Origin of the sequence: Vibrio sp. Isolate32, assembly GCF_022397955.1 — a bacterium.
GTDB lineage: Bacteria > Pseudomonadota > Gammaproteobacteria > Enterobacterales > Vibrionaceae > Vibrio.
Genome location: NZ_JAKEUQ010000016.1, coordinates 80,205 through 104,709, shown reverse-complemented (window position 1 = coordinate 104,709; position 24,505 = coordinate 80,205). Strand labels below are relative to the sequence as shown.

22 protein-coding genes and 1 pseudogene are annotated in these 24,505 nt (G+C 46.2%); 3 read left to right on the top strand and 20 right to left on the bottom strand.

Annotation, left to right across the window (positions count from 1 at the left end; genetic code table 11):
* Nucleotides 1-189 precede the first annotated feature (189 nt).
* The 3 genes and pseudogenes from L1D11_RS13535 to L1D11_RS13525 form a co-directional block, all read right to left on the bottom strand.
* Nucleotides 190-1,180, bottom strand: a pseudogene (locus tag L1D11_RS13535) (transposase).
* 686 nt (nt 1,181-1,866) lie between these two features.
* The gene (locus L1D11_RS13530) at nt 1,867-3,495 is read right to left on the bottom strand and encodes an ABC transporter ATP-binding protein (protein ID WP_239832111.1); all 1,629 of its coding nucleotides are present in this window, start codon (nt 3,493-3,495) and stop codon (nt 1,867-1,869) included.
* A gap of 12 nt (nt 3,496-3,507) precedes the next feature.
* Nucleotides 3,508-4,002 (bottom strand): hypothetical protein, encoded by a 495-nt coding sequence (locus L1D11_RS13525; RefSeq protein WP_239832110.1) that lies wholly within the window; start codon nt 4,000-4,002, stop codon nt 3,508-3,510.
* A gap of 241 nt (nt 4,003-4,243) precedes the next feature.
* On the opposite strand from L1D11_RS13525, the gene L1D11_RS13520 reads away from it, so the two are divergent.
* Nucleotides 4,244-6,604, top strand: coding sequence for an ATP-binding protein (locus tag L1D11_RS13520; RefSeq protein ID WP_239834770.1), 2,361 nt, complete (start codon nt 4,244-4,246; stop codon nt 6,602-6,604).
* Between the two features lie 127 nt (nt 6,605-6,731).
* On the opposite strand, the gene L1D11_RS13515 is transcribed toward L1D11_RS13520, so the two are convergent.
* Nucleotides 6,732-7,478, bottom strand: a complete 747-nt coding sequence (locus L1D11_RS13515; protein ID WP_239834771.1) for a flagellar brake protein — start codon at nt 7,476-7,478, stop codon at nt 6,732-6,734.
* 329 nt (nt 7,479-7,807) lie between these two features.
* Here L1D11_RS13515 and L1D11_RS13510 point away from each other — a divergent pair, with 329 nt between their 5' ends.
* Both L1D11_RS13510 and L1D11_RS13505 read left to right on the top strand, forming a co-directional pair.
* The gene (locus L1D11_RS13510; RefSeq protein ID WP_239833176.1) at nt 7,808-8,092 is read left to right on the top strand and encodes a GNAT family N-acetyltransferase; all 285 of its coding nucleotides are present in this window, start codon (nt 7,808-7,810) and stop codon (nt 8,090-8,092) included.
* 11 nt (nt 8,093-8,103) lie between these two features.
* Nucleotides 8,104-9,222 (top strand): phosphotransferase, encoded by a 1,119-nt coding sequence (locus L1D11_RS13505; RefSeq protein ID WP_239833175.1) that lies wholly within the window; start codon nt 8,104-8,106, stop codon nt 9,220-9,222.
* Nucleotides 9,223-9,295: 73 nt separating this feature from the next.
* On the opposite strand, the gene dsbD is transcribed toward L1D11_RS13505, so the two are convergent.
* From dsbD to cpaB, 16 genes are all read right to left on the bottom strand, one after another.
* Nucleotides 9,296-11,092, bottom strand: a complete 1,797-nt coding sequence (gene dsbD / locus L1D11_RS13500; protein WP_239833174.1) for a protein-disulfide reductase DsbD — start codon at nt 11,090-11,092, stop codon at nt 9,296-9,298.
* Nucleotides 11,089-12,066: an FAD:protein FMN transferase gene (locus L1D11_RS13495; protein ID WP_239833173.1), complete on the bottom strand. Its 978-nt coding sequence runs from the start codon at nt 12,064-12,066 to the stop codon at nt 11,089-11,091. Before L1D11_RS13495 ends, dsbD begins: the two co-directional genes overlap by 4 nt.
* Nucleotides 12,056-13,282, bottom strand: coding sequence for a DUF3570 domain-containing protein (locus L1D11_RS13490; protein WP_239833172.1), 1,227 nt, complete (start codon nt 13,280-13,282; stop codon nt 12,056-12,058). Before L1D11_RS13490 ends, L1D11_RS13495 begins: the two co-directional genes overlap by 11 nt.
* A gap of 89 nt (nt 13,283-13,371) precedes the next feature.
* The gene (locus L1D11_RS13485; RefSeq protein ID WP_239833178.1) at nt 13,372-13,872 is read right to left on the bottom strand and encodes a DUF4266 domain-containing protein; all 501 of its coding nucleotides are present in this window, start codon (nt 13,870-13,872) and stop codon (nt 13,372-13,374) included.
* A complete protein-coding gene (locus L1D11_RS13480; protein WP_004740713.1) occupies nt 13,872-14,336 on the bottom strand; it encodes a TlpA disulfide reductase family protein in 465 nt (154 codons plus the stop codon). Before L1D11_RS13480 ends, L1D11_RS13485 begins: the two co-directional genes overlap by 1 nt.
* A gap of 72 nt (nt 14,337-14,408) precedes the next feature.
* Entirely contained in the window at nt 14,409-15,614 is a 1,206-nt protein-coding gene (locus L1D11_RS13475; RefSeq protein WP_239833171.1) for a VWA domain-containing protein, read from the bottom strand.
* Nucleotides 15,607-16,167 carry a tight adherence pilus pseudopilin TadF gene (gene tadF, locus L1D11_RS13470; protein WP_128163376.1) on the bottom strand — a complete coding sequence of 187 codons (561 nt, stop codon included), beginning with the start codon at nt 16,165-16,167 and terminating at the stop codon, nt 15,607-15,609. The genes L1D11_RS13475 and tadF overlap by 8 nt, the downstream gene beginning before the upstream one ends.
* Nucleotides 16,157-16,600: a TadE family protein gene (locus tag L1D11_RS13465; RefSeq protein WP_239833170.1), complete on the bottom strand. Its 444-nt coding sequence runs from the start codon at nt 16,598-16,600 to the stop codon at nt 16,157-16,159. The genes tadF and L1D11_RS13465 overlap by 11 nt, the downstream gene beginning before the upstream one ends.
* A complete protein-coding gene (locus L1D11_RS13460; protein ID WP_239833169.1) occupies nt 16,600-17,340 on the bottom strand; it encodes a tetratricopeptide repeat protein in 741 nt (246 codons plus the stop codon). The genes L1D11_RS13465 and L1D11_RS13460 overlap by 1 nt, the downstream gene beginning before the upstream one ends.
* A complete protein-coding gene (locus L1D11_RS13455; RefSeq protein WP_239833168.1) occupies nt 17,337-18,188 on the bottom strand; it encodes a type II secretion system F family protein in 852 nt (283 codons plus the stop codon). Before L1D11_RS13455 ends, L1D11_RS13460 begins: the two co-directional genes overlap by 4 nt.
* Nucleotides 18,185-19,099 carry a type II secretion system F family protein gene (locus tag L1D11_RS13450; protein ID WP_239833167.1) on the bottom strand — a complete coding sequence of 305 codons (915 nt, stop codon included), beginning with the start codon at nt 19,097-19,099 and terminating at the stop codon, nt 18,185-18,187. The genes L1D11_RS13455 and L1D11_RS13450 overlap by 4 nt, the downstream gene beginning before the upstream one ends.
* Nucleotides 19,096-20,442, bottom strand: coding sequence for a CpaF family protein (locus tag L1D11_RS13445; RefSeq protein ID WP_239833166.1), 1,347 nt, complete (start codon nt 20,440-20,442; stop codon nt 19,096-19,098). The genes L1D11_RS13450 and L1D11_RS13445 overlap by 4 nt, the downstream gene beginning before the upstream one ends.
* Nucleotides 20,442-21,602, bottom strand: a complete 1,161-nt coding sequence (locus L1D11_RS13440) for a P-loop NTPase (RefSeq protein WP_239833165.1) — start codon at nt 21,600-21,602, stop codon at nt 20,442-20,444. The genes L1D11_RS13445 and L1D11_RS13440 overlap by 1 nt, the downstream gene beginning before the upstream one ends.
* Nucleotides 21,599-22,222, bottom strand: coding sequence for a CpaD family pilus assembly lipoprotein (locus L1D11_RS13435; RefSeq protein WP_239833164.1), 624 nt, complete (start codon nt 22,220-22,222; stop codon nt 21,599-21,601). Before L1D11_RS13435 ends, L1D11_RS13440 begins: the two co-directional genes overlap by 4 nt.
* Before the next feature lie 7 nt (nt 22,223-22,229).
* On the bottom strand, nt 22,230-23,624 hold the full coding sequence (locus tag L1D11_RS13430) for a type II and III secretion system protein family protein (RefSeq protein WP_239833163.1): 1,395 nt from the start codon (nt 23,622-23,624) through the stop codon (nt 22,230-22,232).
* Complete coding sequence (gene cpaB / locus L1D11_RS13425; RefSeq protein ID WP_239833162.1) at nt 23,617-24,498, bottom strand: Flp pilus assembly protein CpaB; 882 nt, start codon at nt 24,496-24,498, stop codon at nt 23,617-23,619. The genes L1D11_RS13430 and cpaB overlap by 8 nt, the downstream gene beginning before the upstream one ends.
* Between the last annotated feature and the right edge of the window lie 7 nt (nt 24,499-24,505).

The window sequence follows — 24,505 nt, the reverse complement described above, 5'->3', positions numbered from 1 at the left end:
CTTTATTAAGTAAATTGTACGATTGAACTTGAAGGGCACATCGCTTTGAGGCTTTTCTCAAGGCGAGCGAGGTCAAGATAAGGTTGCGATAGCAATCTTATCAACCCGTTAGCTGTTTTCCGTTTCTTTCGTCGTTACATCTCCTTTGATTTCGTCAATGCCATTCTCCTTATTATCGGTGCCTTTCSGCTACGTGGGTCGGCTGACTCCAACACACGCCATTTCATGCTGACAGCAAGGGCATGCCCGYATCGCTTTTGTCCTTATCGGTGCGGTGAGTGGCGGCATGAKATAGAGCAGGTTCAACAGCAGCAGTTGAATGCGAACTCTTAAGGCGTGTGCTTGACCACGTAAAAATCCGTAATCTCGAACTCGTTGTAGCCCTTTGGGGAKCACGTGCTGCAAGATGAGCAGCAAGAACTCAAGGATGGGTAAGGTTCGAGTTTGCCATGCTTTGGTCTGACTCTCTTTATAACGGAAGGTGACCGTATCATCGGTGACCTTGATAATGTCTTCATCAGGCAGCACACCACGATAGAGGTAGCGAGATAAATAGTTCAGTGCTGACTGACCATAACCAACCTGCCTACAATCAACCACCCATTGTTTGGGTATGCCACTCGGCAGCCACAACGTTAAAAAGGTAATGCTTGTTGTCTTTGTGCCACGTTTGTCTGGATGGGGCGTAACTGCCTGCTGCCACAATAATGTGCAGGTGTGGGTGCAAGTTTCGTTGTCGGCTGTGGGTATGCAGCACAGCAGTAAACCCAAGTTCACCTTGCAGCTGGCGGTTGACAAAATCCTTTAAAACCCCCGATGCCACCTTAAACATACCGTTATATGTCGCTTTAGGCTGATGCCTTGCTAGCACTCTCAATTGATACGGTAAAGTAAAGGTAACCATGAAGTAGTGAATAGTTAACCGTTTTTGTTGCTGACGCTGAAGCCAATCAGCGGTGGTGCGCTGTTGGCATTGAGAGCAGTGACGATGACCACAAGAAAGGGGCAATCGGTCATCATGATGGCAGTGGCTGCAAAACCATTGTGACCGACCTTGTTGCTCTGTTTGACACCGTAACATCGCTTGGGTAGCCGAGCGCATATTTTGGTTGAGTTGATTGGCATACAGATGTTCGAGCGCCTCTTTATGCCTGCGCAACAGTTCAATGAAAGTACTCATGCCGCCTCTGTCCATGGGCGCATCGCAACCTTGACCAAGGCCAGGGAAAAGTAATTGAGGGTGCTTATGCGTGAGCCAATGTGCGCGAAGGGCATCGTCGGTCTCGACGATAGTAAACTCAACAGTTTGAGTGGATTCATCGACCTTAATCGACTGGATTGCCTGCCCCTGAATGTGCAAAAGCTGAGAAAGTAACTGGGTCAAAATAGGATCCATCCATGCTGACTAAAAAAGGGTTATTAGTCAGTATGGTAGAAGTCAGAGTCATTGCGTTCTGACTCAACAAAGCGGAGAAGAACCGAAAAACCTTATGGTTCAGCCTACGGGCTTACGTACAGCCTTTAAGCCCATACCTGATGATTTAGATCTCAACACTATCTGTGTGCAAAAAGAGTATCGCAAGATACGCCGAGACCACACCCTCAGTAATGACATTAAGTCACTCTGTGACCCGACTATCAGCTAACCCTGTTTAAAGTCCGTCAATTTTAACAAACCTTCATAATCACTGTCTCGAATCACTGAGTTGATTTTTCATATACGCCAGAAACGAAAAATGTCGCATCCATGCGACATTTTTCTTTTGGCGGCCAAACCAGTTTTGCTATATCCATTCTAGAATGAAACTAATTAAGAATTTATTCAGAATGTACCTATAAGACGCTGTTAATCTTGATTAGTTCCCTCTAAGCAGCATTTTTTTCTGATTTATTTTCTAAGTCGAATGACGCTGCGATTAACTTCTTGGTGTAGTCATTTTTCGGTGCATTGAAAATCTCTTCAGCTGAGCCTTCTTCCATCACTTCACCTTTCTGCATCACCACTACTCGATCCGACAGTGCCTTCACTACCGAGAGATCGTGGCTGATAAACAGGAAGCCAATATTGTGCTTAGTTTGGATGTCTTTTAGTAGGTCGATTACGGTCAATTGCACTGAACGATCGAGCGCTGAAGTCGGCTCATCTAGCAGAATAAAAGATGGCTCAAGAATCAACGCGCGAGCAATCGCAATACGTTGTCTTTGTCCGCCAGAGAATTCATGCGGGTAGCGGTTAATTGAGTTTGGCTCTAATCGAACCTCAATCAGCGCTTTACGAGCTCTTTCTAAACGTTCTTGTTTTGATAAGTGAGGTTGATGCACCGTTAAGCCTTCGGTGATGATCTCCCCAACCGTCATACGTGGTGACAAGGAGCCATAAGGGTCTTGGAACACCATTTGAACATCTTTTTTCAGACTATGGCGCTGTTTGTCGTTGAGTAAGCTGACGTCCTGTCCCTTATAAACAATACGACCTGAGCTTGGCAATAAGCCGATTAACGCACGTCCAAGGGTTGATTTACCAGAACCAGATTCGCCCACAATGCCGAGGGTTTCACCTTGTTTTAGGTTCAACGAGATGCCTTTCACCGCTTCAAAGTACTGATTTTTTGACTTGATGAAGTGCGGTTTCACCAAGAACTTAACGCGAATATCTTCAGCAGACAGAAGCTCTGGAGCAGCGGCGCTTACCGGATCTTTCGTTCCTTTAGGTATCGAGTTAATGAGCATTCGTGTGTAGTCATGTTTAGGACTATCGAACAGAGATTGAGTCATCCCTTCTTCTACGAGTTCACCTTTACACATCACTAGCACGCGGTCGGCGAAGTGTTTCACCACACCTAAGTCATGAGTGATGAACAAAATTGCCATTCCCATCTTGCCTTGGATCTCTTTGATAAGAGAAAGCACTTCAGCTTGAACCGTTACATCGAGTGCTGTCGTCGGTTCGTCCGCAATCAGGATATCCGGTTCATTAATCAGTGCCATTGCAATCATGATGCGCTGTAGCTGACCACCCGAAAATTCGTGCGGGTACTTGGTGTAAGCCTGCTCAGGCATTGGTAAATGCACAAGGTTAAACAGCTCTAACACACGCTGTTTTGCTTTTGATTTCGATACCTTACGGTGACACATCATGGCTTCCGCCACTTGAATACCTACGCGTAAATACGGGTTGAGAGAGGTCATCGGCTCCTGAAAGATCATGCCGATCCTGTCGCCACGAATCGACTGCATTTCTCGCTCAGTCTTGCCAAGTATTGATTGCCCCTCAAATTCGATTTCCGATTGAGCATCAATAATCGCGTTGTCTGGAAGTAGACGCATCAGTGCGTTAGAAGAGACAGACTTACCAGAACCTGATTCACCAACAATGGCCAAGGTTTCGCTGGATTTAAGGGTAAAGTTAACCTTTTTCACCGCATCAACGATTCCATCGTTGGTTTTGAAGCTAACGGAGAGGTTATTGACTTTAAGAAGAGCCCGGTCCGACATGATATATCCTTATCAATTTAAGACGTTTGGTGAAGATTGAACTTCTGACGTTGTTTTAAGTTGCCCAAAATGGTGATGAGCACGTTGAATTTGTTCTAGCTCTAGCATCCAATGCGAGCTGCGTTGAGCACTGCAAAAAGCGATAAGGTGATTTAGTAGATCTTCACTCTGCTTTTCGAGCAATTCATGGATGCGTTGAATCAACTCTGTGCTCTCAAGAGAGATAAATTGCATTAACGCATAAGACTGATTCAATGTATCAAAGGCTTGCTTGTGCTGACCTAGGCGGTTGAGAATCTCAGATTGAGCCACGCTTGCATCTCTGAGTCCCGCAAGTAGACAGGCAAATTGGCAAGGCTTGATATCGCTTTGGTATGCCGCATCTTGAATGTGGTGAGGAAGAGAATTGAGAACATCACCATAAAGGCGCTGTGCTTCTGGCCAGTGACCTTGCTCCATTAACTGTTCAGCTTTTAGGTAGTGCATCCAACATCGTTCAATTTCCATATCCACATCCTCGATTTTTAATATCTAAAAATGTTAATGATATTTATTATCAATTGCAAATTAAAATCATTCAGATGTTAAGTTTGGTGAATTAAATTGCTTGTTATTCGTAAAATCGCATTAAATTGCGTGTTATTTGTTCGGTTGAACAGCGATGTAGCGTAAGTCACTAAATTTATAGGTAATTACATCTACACTGAGTATATCTACACCTAAGAAATAAAGGACTAAGGAGGCGGCGATGGCGATTCAAAGACTCAATACAGAACAGCTGTATCAGGTAGCAGAACTCGGAAAGTTACCATGCAAGTCGACCAAAGAACTGGCTCCAATTGACGAAATCGTCGGGCAAGAACGTGCGCAAAAAGCCGTTGAGTTCGCGATGTCAATTAAGGAAAAGGGTTACAACATTTATGCGATAGGGCGCAACGGTCTGGGTAAGCGTACCATGATCCTGCGCTATCTCAACCGACACCCTCATGAAGTTGAGGAGCTTTTTGACTGGTGTTACATCGCGAATTTTGAAGATATTCGTACACCTAAGGTATTGAAACTTCCACGTGGTGTGGGCAGCAGCTTAAAGCAAGATATTGAAAAGTTGATGCGCAAGCTCATTAAAGCGATGCCACTCGCGTTCGACAATGAGATGTACTTCAGCCGTGCTGACCGATTAAAGAATCAGTTAGCAGCGAAACAACAAGCAGCGCTAGAGGCGATCAGCCAAGAAGCGAAAAAGAACGGCGTGAACCTGACGATCACCACTCAAGGTGATTACCAGTTTGTGGCGATGAACGGTGATGAGCTTCACACCGAAGAGAGCTTTGATCTGCTATCACCTGAAGAGCAAGATCAGTTTGATAAAACCATCGATGAGTTGGAAGTTGGGCTGCGAACTATTTCTCGTGAACTGACGGAACTTGAAGAGACCTATACCGAGAAGATTCAAAAGCTTAATGATGATACGGCGCGAGATGTGATCACGCATTTCATCAAGCAGCTTAAGAAGGATTACAGTCAATATTCAGACATTAAAAAGTACTTAACCGCATTGCGTAAAGACATTGTCGATAACGCTGATATTTTCTTAGAAGAGAGCACAGAGCAGGCCGAAGTCGCGACAGCCTCTTTGGATAAGAAAATGCCGCGTCGCTACAAAGTGAACGTGATTGTGAGCCAGAAGGAAGACACTTTACCGATAGTGGTCGAGGAGAATCCGAATTATCACTCTCTGTTTGGTTATGTAGAAACGGCAACGTTTAAAGGCACTGTATTTACTGATTTCTCATTGATTCGCGCGGGTAGCTTACACCGAGCGAACGGTGGCGTGCTGCTAATGGACGCAGTCAAAGTGCTAGAACAACCTTACGTATGGGAAGGCTTGAAACGTGCGCTGCGTTCTCGTCAATTGAGCTTCACTTCATTAGAGAAAGAAGTGACGCTAACAGGTGCGGTATCGCTCGACCCAGAACCTATTCCTCTAGACGTGAAGATCATCTTGTTTGGTGATTACCGCACATACCAACTGCTGCAACATTACGATGCGGAGTTTGGTGAGCTGTTCCGTGTGACGGCCGACTTTGAAGATGAGATGAAGCGTACTGCTGATTCTGAAATGCATTATGCGCGCTTCATTTCGAGCATCGTCCATGACAACAATATGCTCCACTGTGACCGCAAGGCGATTGCTCGTATCATCGAGCACAGTTCTCGTCAGGCGGGTGACCAAGGTAAGCTATCCCTGCATTCAGCACACATTGCTAATTTGCTTCGTGAATCCAACTACGTGGCGAGAGGTTCGAAATCGAATCTGATTCGTGCATCGCACGTCGACCAAGCGTTATCGAACCAACAGATGCGTGTTGGGCGACTGCAAGACAGCGTGATGGAAACCTTCACCAACGGTACAACGCTAATCCATGTTGATGGTCAGGCGGTAGGGCAAGTGAATGCGCTGTCTGTACTGAGTACAACCGATCATATGTTTGGTGCGCCGAACCGAATCACGGCGACTACCGCTTATGGTGATGGTGAAGTGATTGATATCGAAAGAAACGTTGACCTTGGTGGCAGTATTCACTCGAAAGGGGTGATGATCTTGTCGGCATATCTCTCTTCTGTGTTTGGCAAGACTGCGAAAGTCCCGCTCACCACCAATATCACCTTCGAGCAATCGTATGGTGGCGTAGATGGTGACAGTGCCAGTATGGCCGAGTTTTGTGCGGTGGTGTCTGCATTTTCAAAACAGCCAAACCGTCAAGACATTGCGATTACTGGCTCGATGAACCAGTTCGGTGAATCTCAGCCAATTGGTGGTGTGAACGAGAAGATTGAAGGCTTCTTTGATGTATGTGAAATCAAAGGTCGTTCTAATGAGCAAGGGGTTATTATCCCGCGCTCTAATGTTCATAACCTAATGTTGCGCAGTGACATCGTGAAAGCAGTGGAAAAAGGTGAGTTTAATATCTGGGCGATTGATCATGTGACAGAGGCGATTGAGCTGTTCACTGGTAAAGCCGCAGGTGAAGCGAGTGATGAGGGCAGTTACCCTATCGATACTATCTTTGGTATCGCGCAAGCTAAGCTTAATGCCTTACGTAAATAGAGATATACGGTAGTTGAGAACAGGAAAATGTTCTCAACCTATTATCGAGATAAAACAAAAACAGCCATCGATAACGTCGATGGCTGTTTTTCTATTTGGGGTCTTTTGCTGTTTCTATCGCGAGCTTTTAAGCGTTACGCAAACGAAGTTTGGTGCCGTCGAACTTCAGCTTACTGAGCAGGTTCTTGGCGTTGGCTTTACCGATATCATCAAATTCTACACCGTATCGAGCGTAGTGCGTCGATTTTTGCAGATTACAGATGATACCTCTCAATGGCAGGAGCAGCGGGCCATTGTAGTTCTCAGGCGTAATCTCAATAGAGACTCGATCGGCAATTTGAATCGGACGAGAGGTCGGTGAGGTAACAAAACGGCAACCACTCTTCGATAAGTCTCTTATCTCACAGTTTGCACGTTGGTCGCTGAAGATGATTTTTGAAGCTAAATTCACTTCGTAGCGAGTCTCTTTACGCAGTTGAGCCACTTGCATTGAGCTTGGTATAGAAAGCACGATGATAGGGAAGGGTTCACCAACCTTGTGATGAATTTGGCTTCTAAAGTGGATAAGTGCACCTTCACCTCTCAGAGAATAAGCACGAGCTGTCATCCAAAAACCTTCTTGAAAGAAAAAATCAAGATCTTCATTGGATATCTCTGGAACCTCAACCACAATACAGTTATCACTGTGCGTACCGATAAATCTAGTGGTGGCGAGGAACTTAGTGCCAATAGGAGTCGAGATGTTTAACGTTAGCTCACTGCCATGCTCTATCATGGCCAGAGCATCGGTGCTATTAATGGTAGAAACCATTCGGCTACCAGGCTCTTGAACTACCTGATTATGCGCCAAGGGCTTCTTCAGTGGTGCATTCATTATATGTTTCTCCATGTGCCAGCATGCGTCCGTTATATTAATAACCGCGAACAAAAAGGTTATTGCGTGCCAGCTTTATTCTGTGTGCTTTACTCTAATTTATAGAGCGCTTTTATTGACTAGTGATTTATGCAAATTGTAGCTCTATAAAGTGTTTTTTTGTAAGCAATTGACATTATTTATATGTAACTAATTTAGTATATTACATAGTGTTCATACTTCATACTTCATACTTCATACTTCATACTTCATACTTCATACTTCATACTTCATACTTCATACTTCATACTTTAATTGTTTGTCGTATCCATTATTTGCAGGAGTTGAGAATGCAGGCTGTTAAATGGGATCAAGATGCGAACCAGATCACGGTTGAGTTGGAACCAAATCAATTTGCGGTTGTTAAGTATAAAAAGGATGGCGATGTACTGCATATCACCTCAACTCGAATCCCTGATGAACTGCAAGGCAAGGGTTTTGGTAAGGTGATGATGGAGTCGATACTCCCTGAAATTGAGCGCGCGGGTTATACAATTGTCCCGGTATGCAGTTATGTTGTTCATTACATGAACAGACAGTCACAATGGTCACACCTTTTAGCCGATAAGGCGTAGCAACGAGTTATATGTCTCAATCAATATCTTCAAAACAGTCTGTCGAATCCGATGTTAATTCCATTCAGCAACCTTCTGAGCTTTATCAAAAAATAGCCACGTCACTCGGTTGCCATCAAGGGTTCGATATTCACGTGATTCAGCGCTTGTGGGGCGGCTATGGCGAGTTAGTGCGCTCAGTCTTCACAAATAGTAGTGATGCTGGATTCAACAGCGTTATCGTTAAACATGTCGCGTTGCCCGACAAAACTGAACACCCGAAAGGATGGAACACTAAGCTGTCTCATCAGCGTAAAGTGCATTCCTATCAAGTCGAGACGGCTTGGTATCAATCGTTCACTCAGCAATGGGATGAGCGCTGCCCCGTGCCTGTGGGTTTGCAATGTGAATTAGCAGACAACGAATGGCTTATCGTGATGCAAGACTTAGACGATAGCGGTTTCCCATTAACGTCTCAGTTTGATGTACTGGCCGCTTCTGATGAATCAGCTTCAGGCGAGCAGCATCATGCTTATACGCCTGTTGAGGTTAAACAGCGTAATGCTTGCTTAAAATGGCTGGCTAATTTTCACGCAAAGCACATCAATGTTAATCAAGAGCAGTCGGCATCATTATGGCCAGTCGGTACTTATTGGCATTTAGACACTCGTCCTGATGAGCTGAGTGCCTTGGCGGATTTACCTTTGAAACAACAAGCGCAACGTATCGATCGTTTATTGAAAGAGTGCCCTTACCCAACTTTAGTGCACGGCGATGCTAAGCTCGCGAACTTCTGCTTTGATCCTGAAAGTGAAAACGCGGCTGCAGTCGATTTTCAATACGTTGGCCATGGGTGTGCAATGAAAGATGCCGCCTTGTTCATGAGTAGCGCGATTAGGCCGCGAGATTGCCAGGAGTATGAAAGTGAGGTGTTAGATACTTATTTCCAGCACTTGAAAGAGGCGCTTGCACACTATCAACCACAGCTCTCATTTGAAGACGTCGAACGCGTATGGCGACCACTGTTTTATGTTGCGTGGGCTGATTTCCAACGTTTCGTAAAAGGTTGGAGCCCAGAGCATTGGAAAATCAACCCTTACACTGAGCAGTTGACCCAAACGGTCATCCAACAGTTAGAGAGAGCTGAGTAACAGGCTTATAATCAATGGATCAAACAAAAACGCCCAATCATTGATTGGGCGTTTTTGAACATTGAGTGACGGACTAATTTATTTGGCTGCTAGGCTCCGCTGTACGGGCCGCTACAAGCTGATTAGCAAGTTTGAGCTTACTGTTAAAGCCTGCTTTGTCGATATCTCCCATGACTCGTGCCGGTTCTAACTCACCGCTAGCGGGTGAGTAAAAGAAAATGGCTGGTGGGCCAAACACATTCTTATTGTTGAGCCATGCCATTTGTTCTGGCGAGCTTTCTGTCACATCTAGCTTGATGGTCTGCCACTCTTTGAGTTTTTGGCTGATTTCTTGATCATTGAATACGTTGGTCTCAATTACCTTACAAGAGACACACCAGTCCGCATAAAGGTCGACTAGCACCTTTTGCTCAGCATTGGCTGCAGCTTGTAATTGCTGTTCCAAGTGAGCTATTGAGTCGGTTTTCTCAAAAGGCGTGATGGCCATAGATTGTGCGGGCTCTCGGTTCGCAAGTGGGTTGAGAGGATCGGAATTTCCTAGGAAAAAACCAACAAACAGAATCAAGCCATAGCTCAGTGGTAGTAGCGCGGAAAACTTACGAGTACGAGCCCAGCCCGGTTGTGCGGCTTCTAACGCGCCGAAGTGTACACCCGTACCAATAGCAAGGAGCGCCCACAAAATCATAATGATTGATGGGTCAACGAAGCGGCTTAATAACACGATAGCCACCGCGAGCAGCAGTACGCCAAAGACTTGTTTAACCGATACCATCCATGCACCACTTCTTAACAGTAAGCGTCCGCCACTAGCACCGATCGCGATAAGCGGAACACCCATGCCTAGAGCCATGACAAACAGGGTGGCACCGCCAAACACCCAGTCTTGAGTGGTGGATACATAAAGCAATGCACCGGCTAGTGGCGCACTCACACAAGGTGAAACCACTAGCGCAGATATTGCGCCCATCGCGAATACGCTAGCAATTTTACCGCCGCCCAACTTGTCTGAGCCGCTGTTGAGTTTCTGCTGCAGTGCGGCAGGGAGTTGAAGTTCATAGAAACCGAACATGGCTAACGCTAGTAAAACGAACACGGCGGCAAAAATGCTGAGCAACCAAGGTTGTTGCATCGCCGCTTGTAAATTGATGCCTTTTGCTAATGTGGTGACCAAAATCCCGGTTAGGGCATAACTGGTCGCCATGCCCAGAACGTATGAGCTGGAAAGCGCAGCACCTTTCTTGCCTGTCATCGCTTTTTCACCACCTATAATGCTGGCTAAGATAGGGATCATAGGCAGCACGCACGGCGTGAGAGATAGGCCTAAGCCAAGCAAGAAGAACACAAGCAGTGCCTGTAACTTACCTGCTTGAGAGAGAAACGATGACAAGCCATTGGTGTCGTCACTGATCTCACCTAGTGTTTGAACCAGAGAGTTTGATGGCTTCTCAGTGGCGACTTCTGTTAACGCTTTGCGCGTAGGTAAATCCAACACTAGCTTTTGTGGCAGGTAGCAAAGCCCTTTGTCTGCACAGCCCTGATAGCGGACGGTGAGCTTGCCAATCCCGGTGTAAGGCACGGTAACGGTAAGCGGTTCGTGAAACACCACTACATTACCGAAGTTAGGGTCTTGTTTTTCTTCACCTGGCAGAGAGTATTGAGGAGCTAGTGTCGATAATGAGGACTCTTCTTTAAACGAGAAGCGAGATCGGTAAAGATAGTACCCCGGGTGTGTATCAAAGCGGATAACCGCTCCTTGATCCGTGGCTTCCCATGTAACAGGGAAGGCTTCTTCAACTGGAAGAAACTCGCTGTCTTGAGCATGTAAAAAGCTGCTAAAGAATAGAATTAACGTGAGTAGGTAGTTTTTCATGAATGCAAAAACTCCGTGCTTTGGTGAATGTGTAATTGATCGTCGATGTAAATAACGGCGCTCTCTTCTGGTACTGAAATGTTCGGGTTGAGCGTCAAGGAGGTGCTAAGTACACCCGCTTCCAAAGTGGAGGAAGCTATTGCCGTAACAGACAGAATTTTCTTTTCCACGTCTTGTTTCGACAAAATATGAGACGTGGTTTTATCGCCGAACTGCATTTGACGTTCACTGTGGGCTGATGTGGTCAGCGCCGCGTCGGTAATCGGAACGGCAAAAAAAGGTGTCTTGTTGTCTCTTGGATCCAGAACTGCAATATTGAATGGCGAACCATCTGGCTTTGTACCCAATGCATAGATATCGCCGCCAAAATTCACCAACATTGAAGTTGCACCAAGTCGCTTGCCTATCTTTACTGCTTGATCGACCGCGTACTCTTTGATGACGCCACCAAAATCGAAGCGGGTGCGTGGATCAGGGATGTGTAGTCTTGTCCTTTGTAAATCAAAAGCTCTTTGTAGACCGACCGTTCCTTCTCGATCCATTGTATCTTCTAGATCAATTGTTTCTTTTAGCTCCCATGCTTGCTTGCCCAGCGCGGTAGACAGGGCTTGAAAGGCATGGCTGTGTGACATCTTCGGCTTCTGCTGTAAAAGATGTTTAATGCTGCCAACAGTGGTATCAAACGTGTCGAATGTCAGTTGGCTTAATCGGTCGAGATGCTCAAAAACTTCCGCAGACTCTGAGTCGAGTTCGACTTCATTGGCTGTACGCTGATTAATATGTCGTGTTAGCCATGAATCATCGCTGTAGAAGTTATATTTGTCTTCTAAGCGGTGTGTGTTCTGCTCTATCTCATCAGCGATGTCTTTTGCGCACGCCTTTGGGAGGTGGGTCAAATCAAGCGATAAGATCTGCACTTCACATGGTACTGTCATGGCATGGAAGCGATGGACAAAGGGCAGCTTAGAATTCATAAGTTGCTCCAACCGCCCACCACTGCGCTTCAAATCCGTTGCTCTGTTCGTAGTAAGCCGCCAGCGCATTTAAACGCACGGTTTTATGGACCTTAACGCTCGCGCCAAGCTCATAAGCATTCGCGGTGAAGTTACCTAGGCGAAGGTCGGAAGTCGCGTAACCTGTCGAAGCAAAAGAAGGATCGGCACTGCTAGGATCGCGATAGAAATCTGCCGCATCTTGCGTATACCAGAAATAACCGGGTGCTAAGGTTAGCAACTCACTGATATGCCAAGATAATTTACCGCCTATTTGATGAGACATCACGCCCCAGTCATCCGTGAACCATTTGTAACGTGGTCGGATTTTTATGCTATCCGACAAAGAGTAAAAGGCCTGAAGGTTAATACCGCCAGAGAGTCGGGTATCTGGTCTAGAATCTTGCCCCAAGAACACTTCGTCATCATCGATTTTGCCATCGTCATTGATGTCGACTTCACGAAGCACCGTTAAATAGTGGTTGCTCAAGTAACCGCTACGGTAGCCTGCATAAGCGGTAAAAATGCTGTACAGATTTGGTGTAAAGGTTTGAGATAACCCCGCTTCTAAGCTACCAGTGAAGATGTCTTCCCAGCTTTGGCTGTTAGAAGAGCCATAAACGTATTTGCCAAATGCCTGAGTTTGGTCGAAAAGAGCAGAGCCCCCCAAGCTGTACGAACGGTTTTTAGCGCTATCGGCATAAATCAAACCTTTACCATTGATACCAATGCTCTCGTAGTCTTCTTCTTGGGATACATTGCCACCAAAGGTCCATTCATTACGCAGTCTGTCACGGTAGGTGGCACTCAAGCTGAGTGCTTTTCTTGTGTCTTCTAGGCCGACTTTCTGGACCTCATAACTGTCTCGGTGAGGATCATAACCCGCACGGATGACCTCGTTAGTTTTGTCTTGAGCTTGCTGAGTTTTCAGGGCGCGATTTATTTTGTCGGCATCCGAAGCTGGAGGCGTCGTAGGGCCCCATGCTGGAGAAGCACCTGAAACACTGTCGTAGCTTATTTCTGCGTTTAGGGTCCAATCTAAGCCGATACTTTTTTCAATCGAAACCATGGTGTCCTTAGCTGAAACTCTGTCGTCATACTCTTCATAGTTCAGGTAATGCACAGAGACATGGTCTTCAGCTAATGCCACATTAGCCACTGCCGCTGCACTTAGCAGCGTAATTGGTAGTTTTTTCATTTTGTTCTTATTTTGTTTTTGAAGTACTGAATGTTTTTTTATTGATTGAGTGTTTTTTGTCGATTGAGTTTTTGGGGTCGATTTACTCGTTAGTTACAGCCGCAGCCGCCACCGCCAACACCGCTGCCACCCACAGAGCCCTGTTTGTAGGCAAAGACTTTTTCAGAGAAAACATCGAATTCTGGTACTGGACCGCCCGGTTTCATCTCTTTTTGAGCTAGCGTCCCTTTCTCCCAAGGCTTTACCGGCTTAATACCAAGAAATTCATCGACAAACGCTAACGCTGAAGGCTTGTTAGTCTCTTCTGGCTCTTTTTTTTTGATAACCAGCTGTTTTGCCTTTGGTGTAACCATGTCGATGTTGCGTCTAGTTGCGCTTTTGGTGGTTTGGTTTGAGTGCGTGCCGCCACTGGAGTAAACTGTGCCGGAAATGATCTCTTCTTCTACGATAGGAGCATCGCTATTAGTGCTGTTATTACTGGTTTGCTGTTCAACGGACTTTTTTCCTAAACCACTAAGGTCGAGTTCAAGAGCCGCGTTCGTGGTCATTGGAATAGCGAGCAATCCAACAAGAGTGGCTTTCATCAACATCATAACTGCACTCCCATTTTCACTAGGTCATCAGTAATGACGTCGCCAATGTGGTTGATTGCGCCAAAGCGAATCTTGATAACCTTGCCTTGGTAGATGTAATAAAGTGCAGGCATACCGATAGGTTTAAACTCTGCGATCAATGCTTGCTCTGGATCGTTGACTACTGGGAATTCCAATCCGAGTTGCCTTTGAAACTCAAGAGCAACTTCAACATCCTCATCGACATCAACACCTTTGAATGTCACGCCAGTGCCTTTGAGTTCTTTGTAGAGTTGGTTTACTTCTGGAAGTTCTTTACGGCAAGAAACGCACCACTCAGCAAAGAAGTCGACAATAGTGAGCTCCTCGTTGTTGAGTTGCAGTTTCTTGACAACGTCTTGCGATAAAGCATCTCCTTCTTGATAAGCCATTGCAGGTAAAGAAAGGCACAGCGCTAATAACGCTAGGGCTCGTGTAAACATGTATTTCTCCATATTGTTTTTAAATTTGTTTGTTTTAATTTCAGATGTTTTGAGTCACACGCTTTGTTTGAATTAGCGAGTGAGTTGGATGCTTGCTGAGTATTCAACCGCCAAAATGTCGGAAAAGTACTCGTTAAGTTGTGTCGTATTGGTGGCACTGAATACGCGTAAAGGATTTCCTGCACAGTTCTCGAATTGAGTAATTCGAGTTGGGCTGACGCCATAGCCGATGAAATTCATTTCAATGCCGTATTGCTTGATAGCCTTAGTGCAGAACCCAGCGTTTACCAGTTGATTGAACGCGTTTCCTTCGTCAGCGCCATCGGTGAATAACACCAGTTTTCTTCTAGTTTCGGCTACCGTGCTTACGTGTATTCCCCATGCTTGTTGCCAACTTGGGATAAGCTGCCTTACGCCCCATACCAAACCTTGATAAGAGCGAGTACCGCCATTTGCTTTCAGGCTGTTTATCGAGTTTTGGACGCGGGAAAAGACATTGGTCAAGGGCAGCATTGGTGAGTCTTGATTACAGTCGCTTAACCACTTACTTGGCGGCGTAAACTTCACCGGTCGCTCTGAATGCAGCGTCGCGAGGTTATCTACGGTCAGCGACGCAGAGAAATCACCATTACGATAGCTAAGCCCATCGATACAGTAGATTCCGGCCGCTTCTTTGGCTAACCAGGGCGGGCGATATGTTGCTACCCCAGAATCGAAAGGAACGATCGAGATGCTTACTGAATCTAAATCGTTAGCGTTTTCGCTCTGAGATTGAATCGTATTCAATGCGTTGGACAAAATAGATTTTAGTGACGACATGTTTGAGCCCATGGAGCCAGATACGTCGAGCACTAGTACCAACTCTGTTGGAATCGCAGAGTGTTTGCTTTCAACCACCCCCTTAAAGCCTCCACCTGTTGCAGTCACCTTTTGGTCATCGCGTCTATAACTGAAATGAGGCAATAACGGTGTAACGGAGTAACCTAGGCTAATTCGACACTCTTGGTTTTTCGGTGTTAATCCACTTACACCTTTCAGTGTCGGGTGATAGTAATCTTGGTATGCGCGCATCATTCTCAGAGTCGCCTCATCAGCAAAAGCACAAGCTAATGCGGCAGAGTCAGCGGCTTGCGCGGCTCGATTAGAAACCATCACTTGCGCCGATATCATCAAAGTGCCGACGGCGATAAATAGTGCAGGGAGCAGTAGTGCAAGAAAGGAAAGGGTGATGGAACCCTTTTGCTGACGGGCTAGGCTGCTAAACATTGACTTAACCATAGTGCTTACCTATCACTACAGATGAGCTCTTTAGGCTTTTTGGAAGATCGAGCCGTTCGTAGTCAAATGGTGTCTTTACGCATAAGGTCAGCTGAATCAAAGTGGATGGTTTTCCATCCAACGCAGGATCGCCGCTGCCTACAACGAGCATGTCCGTAAGCTGCTCAATCGGTGAATCACTTTGGCAGTTTCTTCCCGCGTAAAGACGTTTGTATTCCCACGTTGAAGTAGCAGTATCAAAGACACGACTTTCAAGTAAAAGCCCAATATCGCCGCGGGCAATGCTACTCGGCAGGTAACTTTCAGCGAGCACGAGTAATGGACCTTTAAGAGTCTCGGGTAAACCATTCTTACCTTGCTCAGGTTTGAGTTGAGTTGAAGAAATCGCATTTACGAGGTTGTAGGTAACATTGTCTAACTGAGTCTGCATACTGAATAAGCGGTAGATAGCAACGAACCCCCACAGAATGATCATCATCGCAAGCACGACAAACGGGAACTCAACTGCGGCTGAGCCTGCCTGTTTTTTGGTGTGTGTGTTATTAACCGTCATAACTCACCAATACCTTTCTTTCCAAGGTTGTCATTTGGCCGGTACGTTCTAAAAAACGAGTTGAAAGGCTAGGCAGTAGAGCGAATGAAAATGCGTAAGACACCGTGTATTCCCCCAATACCGCTTTGCTTATCGGTGCCGCTTTCCTGTTAACTAAGTCCGGTAGGGTTTCAACGTACAAAGGTTGGGATAGCTTGATCTTGCTGCGATCGATCAGCGGGAACTTGTCGATAGTGTCGATGAAAACTTGGTTTGATATAGGACTAACTGGTCGAGTTTTGACTTCTCGAGCTCCTGCATGAACGGCAACATCGAAGATGATGTTGACTAGCAGTAGACGGCAGATCTCAAAGACCCCTAGTATCAGCAATAGAAACGGTAGGGTGATCATTAGAAACTCAACGCTATTCGCACCTTTCTGACGAGAGAGCATTATTGTTCTCCTCGATCAGCGTGAGCGGCTAGGGCTTGGTAATACAGGCTATTGTTAGCGTATTCCGGTTGCGATAAGTGTTCACGAGCGATCGCTTTTGCAGACTCGCTGTCGCCAGAAAGTGCGTAAGCCAACGCAAGGTTAAGCTGGAGTTTTACGCTCGCTTCGCCTCTGACAAAGATCGGGTACAGAATATGAATCCCTTGCTCTGGTTTACCATCGAGTATCCACGCCATAGCGAGGTTGTTTCGGTATTCGTTGCTTGAAGGCATTAAGCTAAGTGCATTTGAGTAACACTCTCTGGCTTTGGGATACTGCTTATTGAGCGAGTAACTGACTCCTAAGCTATTTTGAGCAACGTCATCGGAAGCTTCCAGTCGAACAGACTCTTCAAGAGCCGAGGTTGCTTGTTCAAGCTCTCCTAAAGCTAGCCATGAACGGCCTAACTCACGGTAAATCGCACTGGATTGATTAAGCTCGATAGCACGCTTTAAGTAATGCAGTGCTTCGTCATAACGACTGGCTTGATTGGCTGCGGAGCCCATCAAAAGTAGTAACTGCGGGTCATTGGGCTTCGATACCAGCATTTTGCGATAGAGCTCCATGGCGCTCTCTGGCTTACCATTCATTAACGCAACTTCTGCCACCTTCATGTTTTCGGCGGTATCTTTTTCAACATGGTTGGTTGATTGACAGCCGAACAATATCAGCGACAAAAAGAATAACGGGATGGTTCTCATAAGCCCCCCAGAGTTTGTGTAAGAGACAACATGATTGGCACGACGATGATGCCCACCACAGGTAGCATGATGAAAACCACCAAAGGGAATGACATTTTGGCTGGTATTTTCCCCACCCACTCTTCCAGTTCTAAGAAGTGGTATTGACGGCTATCTGAAGCGATCAGTTTGAGGGCATCAGCGATAGGCGTACCGTATTGCAGCGCTTGGTTCATGGTAGTGACAACGTTGTTGATGTCAGACAGTTGGACACGTTTGTCTAAGTTGTTGAGTGCCGTTTGTGGTGAATCAAGAACAGATATTTCTGTTGCGGTTAACAGCCATTCTCGTGACAAGGCAGGGGAGATCGAACGCATCTCTTCACCAACGCAGCGAAATACCGCTTCGAGTGTTAAGCCAGATGCAACACACACCACCATTAGGTCGACGGCATCGGGTATTACTCGGCTGATCTGCATTCGAACTTGGTTCACTCGCCATTCAAGAATGCGATCGAATAGAATGCCGACCACGATGCCGATAGCAATACACTCTGCCGCCGAATTCATCGTTAGCACTGGAATGCGAGTGGCATACCAAGTACCAGCACCTACGGTCATTGTGATTAATCTAAGCCCTAAAAAGTACATCTCTGCATTTGGGTTAAGCCAGCCAATCAGAACCAGCTTTTGACGTCGAGATTTCTCACCTTGGAAACGCCACTTACTCGACGTGTTTTTATACTTTGAGGAATAGCTTGATACGCGATTCAGTCGCTCAGCCACAACGTCTCGTTTGAACGAAGATAGGTGTGCGATCAGCGTCAGAAGAACAGCTAATCCCAACAGCAATATGGCAACATACATCATGATGAGAACCTCTTATTGCGAGTCAGAGCATTCAAAATTAAGGTGCCGATACTGATGCTGATTAGTGCATAGGTCAGCACTCGTTGGCCCAGTTCAGTGTTAAACAGCTGCTTAATCATGTAGGGCTCAATTAAATAGATGCCACCCAGCAACCCTATGGGTAAGACAGAGAGAAATAACGCTGTGATACGAGGCTCTGAGGTTAAGCTCTTCACCTTCTTTCTCATCGCTCGGTTGTCATGCATGGTTCGGCTTAAGCTATGAAGAATGTCGCGCAGTTGACCACCATTCGACTGGTTAAGGATCAGTGCAACAGAGAAATAACGAAAGCTGCTGTAAGGGAGGCGAATGCACGCATCGTCGAGACTCTGGCGAAGACTAAGGCCAAGCGCAAGATTGTCGCGAAGGTAAGAGAACTCGCGTCCTAGTAAGCCAGGTTGCGTCTGTGCCACTTGATCAATCGCTTGTGGGATAGATAGCCCTGCTGATACCGCTCTAGAAATCAATCCAAGGACATTGATGATGTCTTTTTCAAACTCTTCTACTTGTCTCTTTCTGCGATAAAACACAATGGCACACGTACATATGAGCCACAGCCCAACTGCTGCAAGCAATCGAAGATGCACTGGAAGTTCCGGTACTAACAGGTAACCAGCAACTGGAAAGCCAACAACCATTGAGGCGATAAAATACTTATCCCAAACAGGCAGCAAGGCATTTATTCGCAGGAAAAAGGCATGCAGCTTGTTGGTGCGCTGGTGGCTCGACTTTTTGATAGAAACGTCTGCAGGACTTGCTTTGTAAACAGCTGATACCAATGACAGTCGCTTATTAACAATGGCTTGTTTTGAGTTGAGCTTTATTAGCCAAACCGTAGCCAGCAGCGCAGAAATTGTAAGAACAAGAATCATCCGGCTTCAAGCTCCATTGCCACCCTTAGTTGAGCGTCTAGCTGGTGATATTTCGCTTTTTCGTTGAAGCTTGGCACGCACTTGGCACTCTTATATTCACCAATTAGGTTGCCTTGCTGGTCTTCCGATAGCGTTTTAAAGGCGAACAGCTCTTGAGTGACGTATTGCTCGCCCTCTAATCCTTGTACCTCGGTTATTGAAACAATGCGTCGCTTACCATCGCGCATTCGTTCTACTTGGATAACCACATCAATGGTGTCGGCGATTTGGCGACGCAGTGAAAATAGAGGTAGCGTCGCTTGGCTCATCATTAGCATGTTCTCCATGCGTACCAGCGCATCCGTTGCAGAATTGGCGTGAAGTGTACACAGCGAGCCATCGTGGCCTGTGTTCATTGCTTGCATCATTTCAAAGGCTTCATCGCCACGAACTTCGCCTAAAATGATGCGATCTGGTCGCATACGTAGGGCATTTCGTACTAACTCTCTTTGAGTAATCGGCGTTAAACCTTCTGCATTGGCTGGGCGAGTTTCTGCACGTACCACATGGGGTTGTTGCAGGCGCAGTTCTGCTGTGTCTTCAATGGTGATGATGCGCTCTTTAGGTGAGATGCTGAAAGACATTGCATTAAGCAGGGTGGTTTTACCTGCACCGGTACCACCCGCAACAAGAACGTTGAGACGAGAGCGAACGATAATATCAATAAGCTTAATCATCGAATTCGACATCGCACCAAACTGTGCCAATTGGCTCAGTGTCAGCTTCTTTTCATTGAACTTACGGATAGAGATGTAGGTTCCATCAAGCGCGAGCGGTGGGATCATGACATTGACACGGCTGCCGTCGTCTAGCCTTGCATCAACTAATGGATTCGATTCATCGATTCGACGACCTACTTTGCTCACGATGCGTCGAGCTAAGTTAAGAAGCTGTTCTTCATTACGGAATTGGACCGTGGTTTTTTGCAGTTTGCCCGAACGCTCGACGTAAACTTCACGGTAACCATTGACCATGATGTCAGTGACCGTTTGATCTTCAATCAGAGGCTGGAGTGGCCCCAAACCTAAAAACTCATGTAAGAGCTGCTCTACAGAATGAGTCACATCCTGATGCCCGAGTGGTAGGTGCTTAGAGATCACAATTTCCGATACCATTTCTGAAATTCGAGCTTCAAGATCGGACGCACTTAAACTCACAACCGCTGAAGGATCGATTGCCTTGATGATCTCTTCATGAATCACATGATAATGATCACGTAGCGAAGGAGCGGATGTTAACGTTTCATGCAACCGAGCTTGGCTGACTTCAATAGGATCAACCGTGTTTGCTTTTTGACCAAACATTATGCACCTCGCTTCCAAAAACGGCGGCTGCTTTGCTGCGATTCACCTGTGATTAATTCAACTAAAGAGTTGAACGCCACTTTCACCTTTCTGTTGCCTTTGTGGGCAGGTTGACCAAGTGATGACTTGCTCAAAAAGTGGTTCGGGGAGAATGGAATGACTACGTCTACCGGGACACCTAACGACTTTTTCACATCGTTAACTGAAATCATTGAGCCTGAATCGGACTTGGTGTGATTGAGCACAACAAGCGTTTGGGAGTCGGCTTGATTCTGAAGTCGTTTGATTATTTGACCGGCATTGCGGATAGAGCCGAGTGTCGGCTCTACGACAATCACTCGGATATCGGCACTTTTCAGTGCGTCAAAGCCAACTTGATCACGCAAAGAGTAAGTCGGGATATCCACTAATAGGTAGTCTGAGTTTTGTAGGCAAAACTTGGTAAATTGGTCTAAAGCGCTCTTTTGTGGCCAAAATGGTGTGGCATCTAAAGGTAGATAGCCAGTAAAGAGGGTGTGTTTTGCTGATACACTGATCCCACTACGTTCGAAAACTAACGGGTCGAGTCTCTCTGGGTATTGTAAAAGCTCGATCAATGCTGAGTTTCCCTCAACATTGAGTAGCAGATCCAAGTCGCCCATTGAAAAGTCTAGGTCTAGACAAGCCACTTTCTTATCGAGCTCTGCAAGTTGCTGAGCAAGAGTTGCAGTAATGGTGCTGCTGCCTGAGCCACCCTTTGCACTGACAACCGAGATGACTTTTTCATGTCGTTTTTCGCTGTTGTTTTGTAAAGCCGCGAAAGAAACGTGTTCCAGATCTTGCTGAGTCACGGGAGGTACTAGATAGTCACTCGCGCCTGATGCAAGCATGCCACGGTAGATGAAAATTTCATCTGAGTGGCCAAGAGCGATAACTTGACAACCTGTACGCTTAATCAAGCGCTGCAAGGCTTGTTTCGACTCAGCCAGCTCACAACTCAACACATCGAGAAATATCGTCTTGATGCCATGCTTTAGCACTTGACGCACTACGTCGTCTTCTTGATTTGAAGAGACAGTGATGTTGTGGATACCAAAGTCATTCAGTGTATGCGTAAGCGCTAAGGCATCGAGTTGCTCAGACGCTGCGATCAGTACCGTCAACTGGTGTACTTGATTCATAGCGAACCTCCTTGCGTGGTCGTCGAAGAACCATTATTTGGCTGTTGGTTTTGGGCTGGTGGAGCAAAGTAGTTATCAATACTAGAGACAGCTTTCTGCCCTTGAGCACCATTAATCGGTTGACCGACGATCAGGTCTTTAGGGTTGGCTACCATTTGTGCAAGCGCATTGGCATTTGCACACCCAAAATTGCGCTGAGTACGGTAGGCGTTGAGCGTCGTTCTTGGCGTTTTACCCGCGTCACAGGCTGTGACTTTGGCGCGGTAAGATTCGACTAAAATAGTGATGTCGCCTTTACCTTCTGTTGCTTCGTCTGCTACCCAAATTTGTGATGGGTAGAGCCCTGATTCGATAAGATGAAGCCTTACTTTCTCGAGCTGTTTTTCACCTTTCGGAGTTGTTTTTTCTATTTTGATCATCAAGCTACTCGCGCTGCCTCGACGAACGATAAAGTCAGAAATATCCGCTTTTTCCTGAGTCGACAGTGTTTTCCCGGCAAGCGTTAGAGAGAACTTGTTAGTCACAGACACCACATCGACCGATGGTTGTTGAGTGGTTGGTGTAGGTGCGCATCCCGCAAATACAAATAGGGCAGGGAGCAATAAGGATAATTTATTCATGATGTCCTCAGTAATAGAACCCGTTGTCACCCAGCAAGCGAGGCTTGTGGTTGTCGGTGTATGTGTCTTCGTCGTGTGTTCTTTTACGTTGAATTCTTGGCCATGCTAGAAGACGTTCTACATCGCTTAGTGGAATGAGACCGTCGGTTGGTAGCTGCATCGAATCTGAACGAGTTGGCTTCACTAGGTAAGCCGTGACAATGATGATCAACTCTGTTTCTCGGCGAGTGAATTCAGTTGAACGGAACAGACTTCCTAGTACAGGTACTTCACCGATAAGCGGCACTTTTTGCAGTTGTTCAATATCTTCTGATTTCAATAAGCCGCCCAAGGCAAAGCTCTGTCCGCTGGCCAATTCGATGGTGGTAGCAGCGCTACGACTAGTAAAAGAGGGGAAGTTAGTCCCATGTATCACTTGTTGGCTTTCGATGGAGAGGTTACTGACCTCAGGATTCACCTTTAAACTGATGCGATTTTGACTGAGCACCGTTGGCGTAAAGTTGAGTTTTACACCGAAGTCTTGGTACTCGATTTGAGTCGTATCAGCAGTGATCAAAGGCAATGGAACCCGGCCACCCACCAGAAACTCAGCGTCTTCGCCGGACATCGCCGTCAAGTTAGGCTCAGCCAGTACAGACATCATGCCGTTTGTCGCTAATGCATCAATCAGTGCGGTTATGCTTGGTTTAGTCCAACTGCTGACATTCGGCAGTTTTGAGAATGAAAACTGTCCAACACCACCTGCGATAGATCCCCACTTGATCCCCAATTTGTTAGAAACATTTCTCGATACTTCAGCGATTTTCACTCGAATGTTGACCTGGTTTGGCATGGTCACAACCAATTGATTAATCAGCTCATCTTCATTGGATTGCATTGGCTGATCTTTCGTCGTCGTATTGCTACTACCTGCATTGTTTTGAGTGTTTGAGCTTTCTTGTTGCTGGGTTTGGTCAACAATAGGAGACAGGTAGCCTTTCGCTAAGGACACGATATTATGCGCCATCATAGGTGAAGGCACTTGCCCTTTTAGCCATAGCTTTCCACCCAGAGATTCCGCATTTACGGACGCTTCTGGGAACTTGTTTTTGACCAGTTCATTGAACTCGCGGCTGTTGTGAGTCACGCGAATCTTATTGGTATAGATGACGCGTTCTTGCTCGTTCAAAACAGTGATAGTGGCACTGCCAGCTCGCTTACCAAATACCATTACCTTGGTGTTAGTTAAGGTCTGGTAATCAGCAATATGGGTGCTAGAGATGAAAATCGATTTCGCTTTTTCTGGTAAGCGAATCATTTTGGCCTCATTGATTGTCACATCAAGCGCAGATGCTGCTGATGCGAAAGAGAGGCACAGGCTTGATAGTAGGAGAATCCCCCACCAACGACAGGTACTAGCCATTGTTATCAGCTCCGGTTTTATTGTTGATCGTTTTGTTGTCGGCTCTAAACTCCACCAAACCGACGTCAGGCAGTACCTGAGTTGTGTCTGGCGAGATGGCTTTCAGCGTCGCTGAATTTGCGTGCTGAGTTTGATTTGGGTCTTCGTTTTGTCCGCGTAAGACAAGTGTTAACTTGCCTAATTGCTTAGCCAAAACAACTTGGTTTGCTTGTTCCGGGGTTACCTCTAAAGAGACACTGCTGTCGTCAGGGATACCATTTTCATAATGATTAGATTCGCGGGCCTTTTGATAAGACTCAGCCGTTTGTTTGTCATTAAATGCCAAGACTCTCACATCATGAGCGATCGTTGTGACATACAAACCCTGCGACGAATTGCCATAACGAAGCAGTTCACCATCTTGTGAACCGAGTAGGAGAATATCCACGTGGTCGCCCGGTTCAATAAATCCCGAATTTGATGTCACCTGATCAACAGGCACTGAGATAGCGCGATAACCGGGTTGTAGCTTTAATGAAAGCGAATAACCGCCTTCTGGCTCGGTAATATCCGCTCTCGACAATATCGAGTCTTTGACAAGCTTGGTACGCGCAAGCCCCGACATAGAGTGATCAGCAGAAATATCTTCCGGTGTCACATGGTCGATGTAGTTCTCCAACTCTTGTTGTGGAACTTCTTTCCATCGGAACGAGTTTGGAGTGTAGGCTTGACCTATCTCTATCGTGCGAGTTGGAACCAGCACTTTGACCGTTTGCTTAACGGCTTGTTTAGAAGAGGTGGTCGCAGACTCGCTATTGGTTTGGCTCAACAGCAAAACGGATATTCCGAGCACCGAGCAAAATAACGACAGCAACATGAGTCGCTTGGCAGTCATAACTATT

Bases quoted from the DNA above. Each gene is read 5' to 3' on its own strand.
- L1D11_RS13530 (WP_239832111.1), bottom strand. From the start codon at position 3,495: ATGTCGGACCGGGCTCTTCTTAAAGTCAATAACCTCTCCGTTAGCTTC.
- L1D11_RS13515 (WP_239834771.1), bottom strand. From the start codon at position 7,478: ATGAATGCACCACTGAAGAAGCCCTTGGCGCATAATCAGGTAGTTCAA.
- L1D11_RS13525 (WP_239832110.1), bottom strand. From the start codon at position 4,002: ATGGAAATTGAACGATGTTGGATGCACTACCTAAAAGCTGAACAGTTA.
- L1D11_RS13485 (WP_239833178.1), bottom strand. From the start codon at position 13,872: ATGTTGATGAAAGCCACTCTTGTTGGATTGCTCGCTATTCCAATGACC.
- L1D11_RS13435 (WP_239833164.1), bottom strand. From the start codon at position 22,222: ATGAATAAATTATCCTTATTGCTCCCTGCCCTATTTGTATTTGCGGGA.
- L1D11_RS13460 (WP_239833169.1), bottom strand. From the start codon at position 17,340: ATGAGAACCATCCCGTTATTCTTTTTGTCGCTGATATTGTTCGGCTGT.
- L1D11_RS13450 (WP_239833167.1), bottom strand. From the start codon at position 19,099: ATGATTCTTGTTCTTACAATTTCTGCGCTGCTGGCTACGGTTTGGCTA.
- cpaB (WP_239833162.1), bottom strand. From the start codon at position 24,498: ATGACTGCCAAGCGACTCATGTTGCTGTCGTTATTTTGCTCGGTGCTC.
- L1D11_RS13445 (WP_239833166.1), bottom strand. From the start codon at position 20,442: ATGTTTGGTCAAAAAGCAAACACGGTTGATCCTATTGAAGTCAGCCAA.
- L1D11_RS13455 (WP_239833168.1), bottom strand. From the start codon at position 18,188: ATGATGTATGTTGCCATATTGCTGTTGGGATTAGCTGTTCTTCTGACG.
- L1D11_RS13475 (WP_239833171.1), bottom strand. From the start codon at position 15,614: ATGGTTAAGTCAATGTTTAGCAGCCTAGCCCGTCAGCAAAAGGGTTCC.
- L1D11_RS13505 (WP_239833175.1), top strand. From the start codon at position 8,104: ATGTCTCAATCAATATCTTCAAAACAGTCTGTCGAATCCGATGTTAAT.
- L1D11_RS13440 (WP_239833165.1), bottom strand. From the start codon at position 21,602: ATGAATCAAGTACACCAGTTGACGGTACTGATCGCAGCGTCTGAGCAA.
- L1D11_RS13480 (WP_004740713.1), bottom strand. From the start codon at position 14,336: ATGTTTACACGAGCCCTAGCGTTATTAGCGCTGTGCCTTTCTTTACCT.
- L1D11_RS13465 (WP_239833170.1), bottom strand. From the start codon at position 16,600: ATGCTCTCTCGTCAGAAAGGTGCGAATAGCGTTGAGTTTCTAATGATC.
- L1D11_RS13490 (WP_239833172.1), bottom strand. From the start codon at position 13,282: ATGAAAAAACTACCAATTACGCTGCTAAGTGCAGCGGCAGTGGCTAAT.
- dsbD (WP_239833174.1), bottom strand. From the start codon at position 11,092: ATGAAAAACTACCTACTCACGTTAATTCTATTCTTTAGCAGCTTTTTA.
- L1D11_RS13430 (WP_239833163.1), bottom strand. From the start codon at position 23,624: ATGGCTAGTACCTGTCGTTGGTGGGGGATTCTCCTACTATCAAGCCTG.
- L1D11_RS13495 (WP_239833173.1), bottom strand. From the start codon at position 12,066: ATGAATTCTAAGCTGCCCTTTGTCCATCGCTTCCATGCCATGACAGTA.
- tadF (WP_128163376.1), bottom strand. From the start codon at position 16,167: ATGACGGTTAATAACACACACACCAAAAAACAGGCAGGCTCAGCCGCA.
- L1D11_RS13510 (WP_239833176.1), top strand. From the start codon at position 7,808: ATGCAGGCTGTTAAATGGGATCAAGATGCGAACCAGATCACGGTTGAG.
- L1D11_RS13520 (WP_239834770.1), top strand. From the start codon at position 4,244: ATGGCGATTCAAAGACTCAATACAGAACAGCTGTATCAGGTAGCAGAA.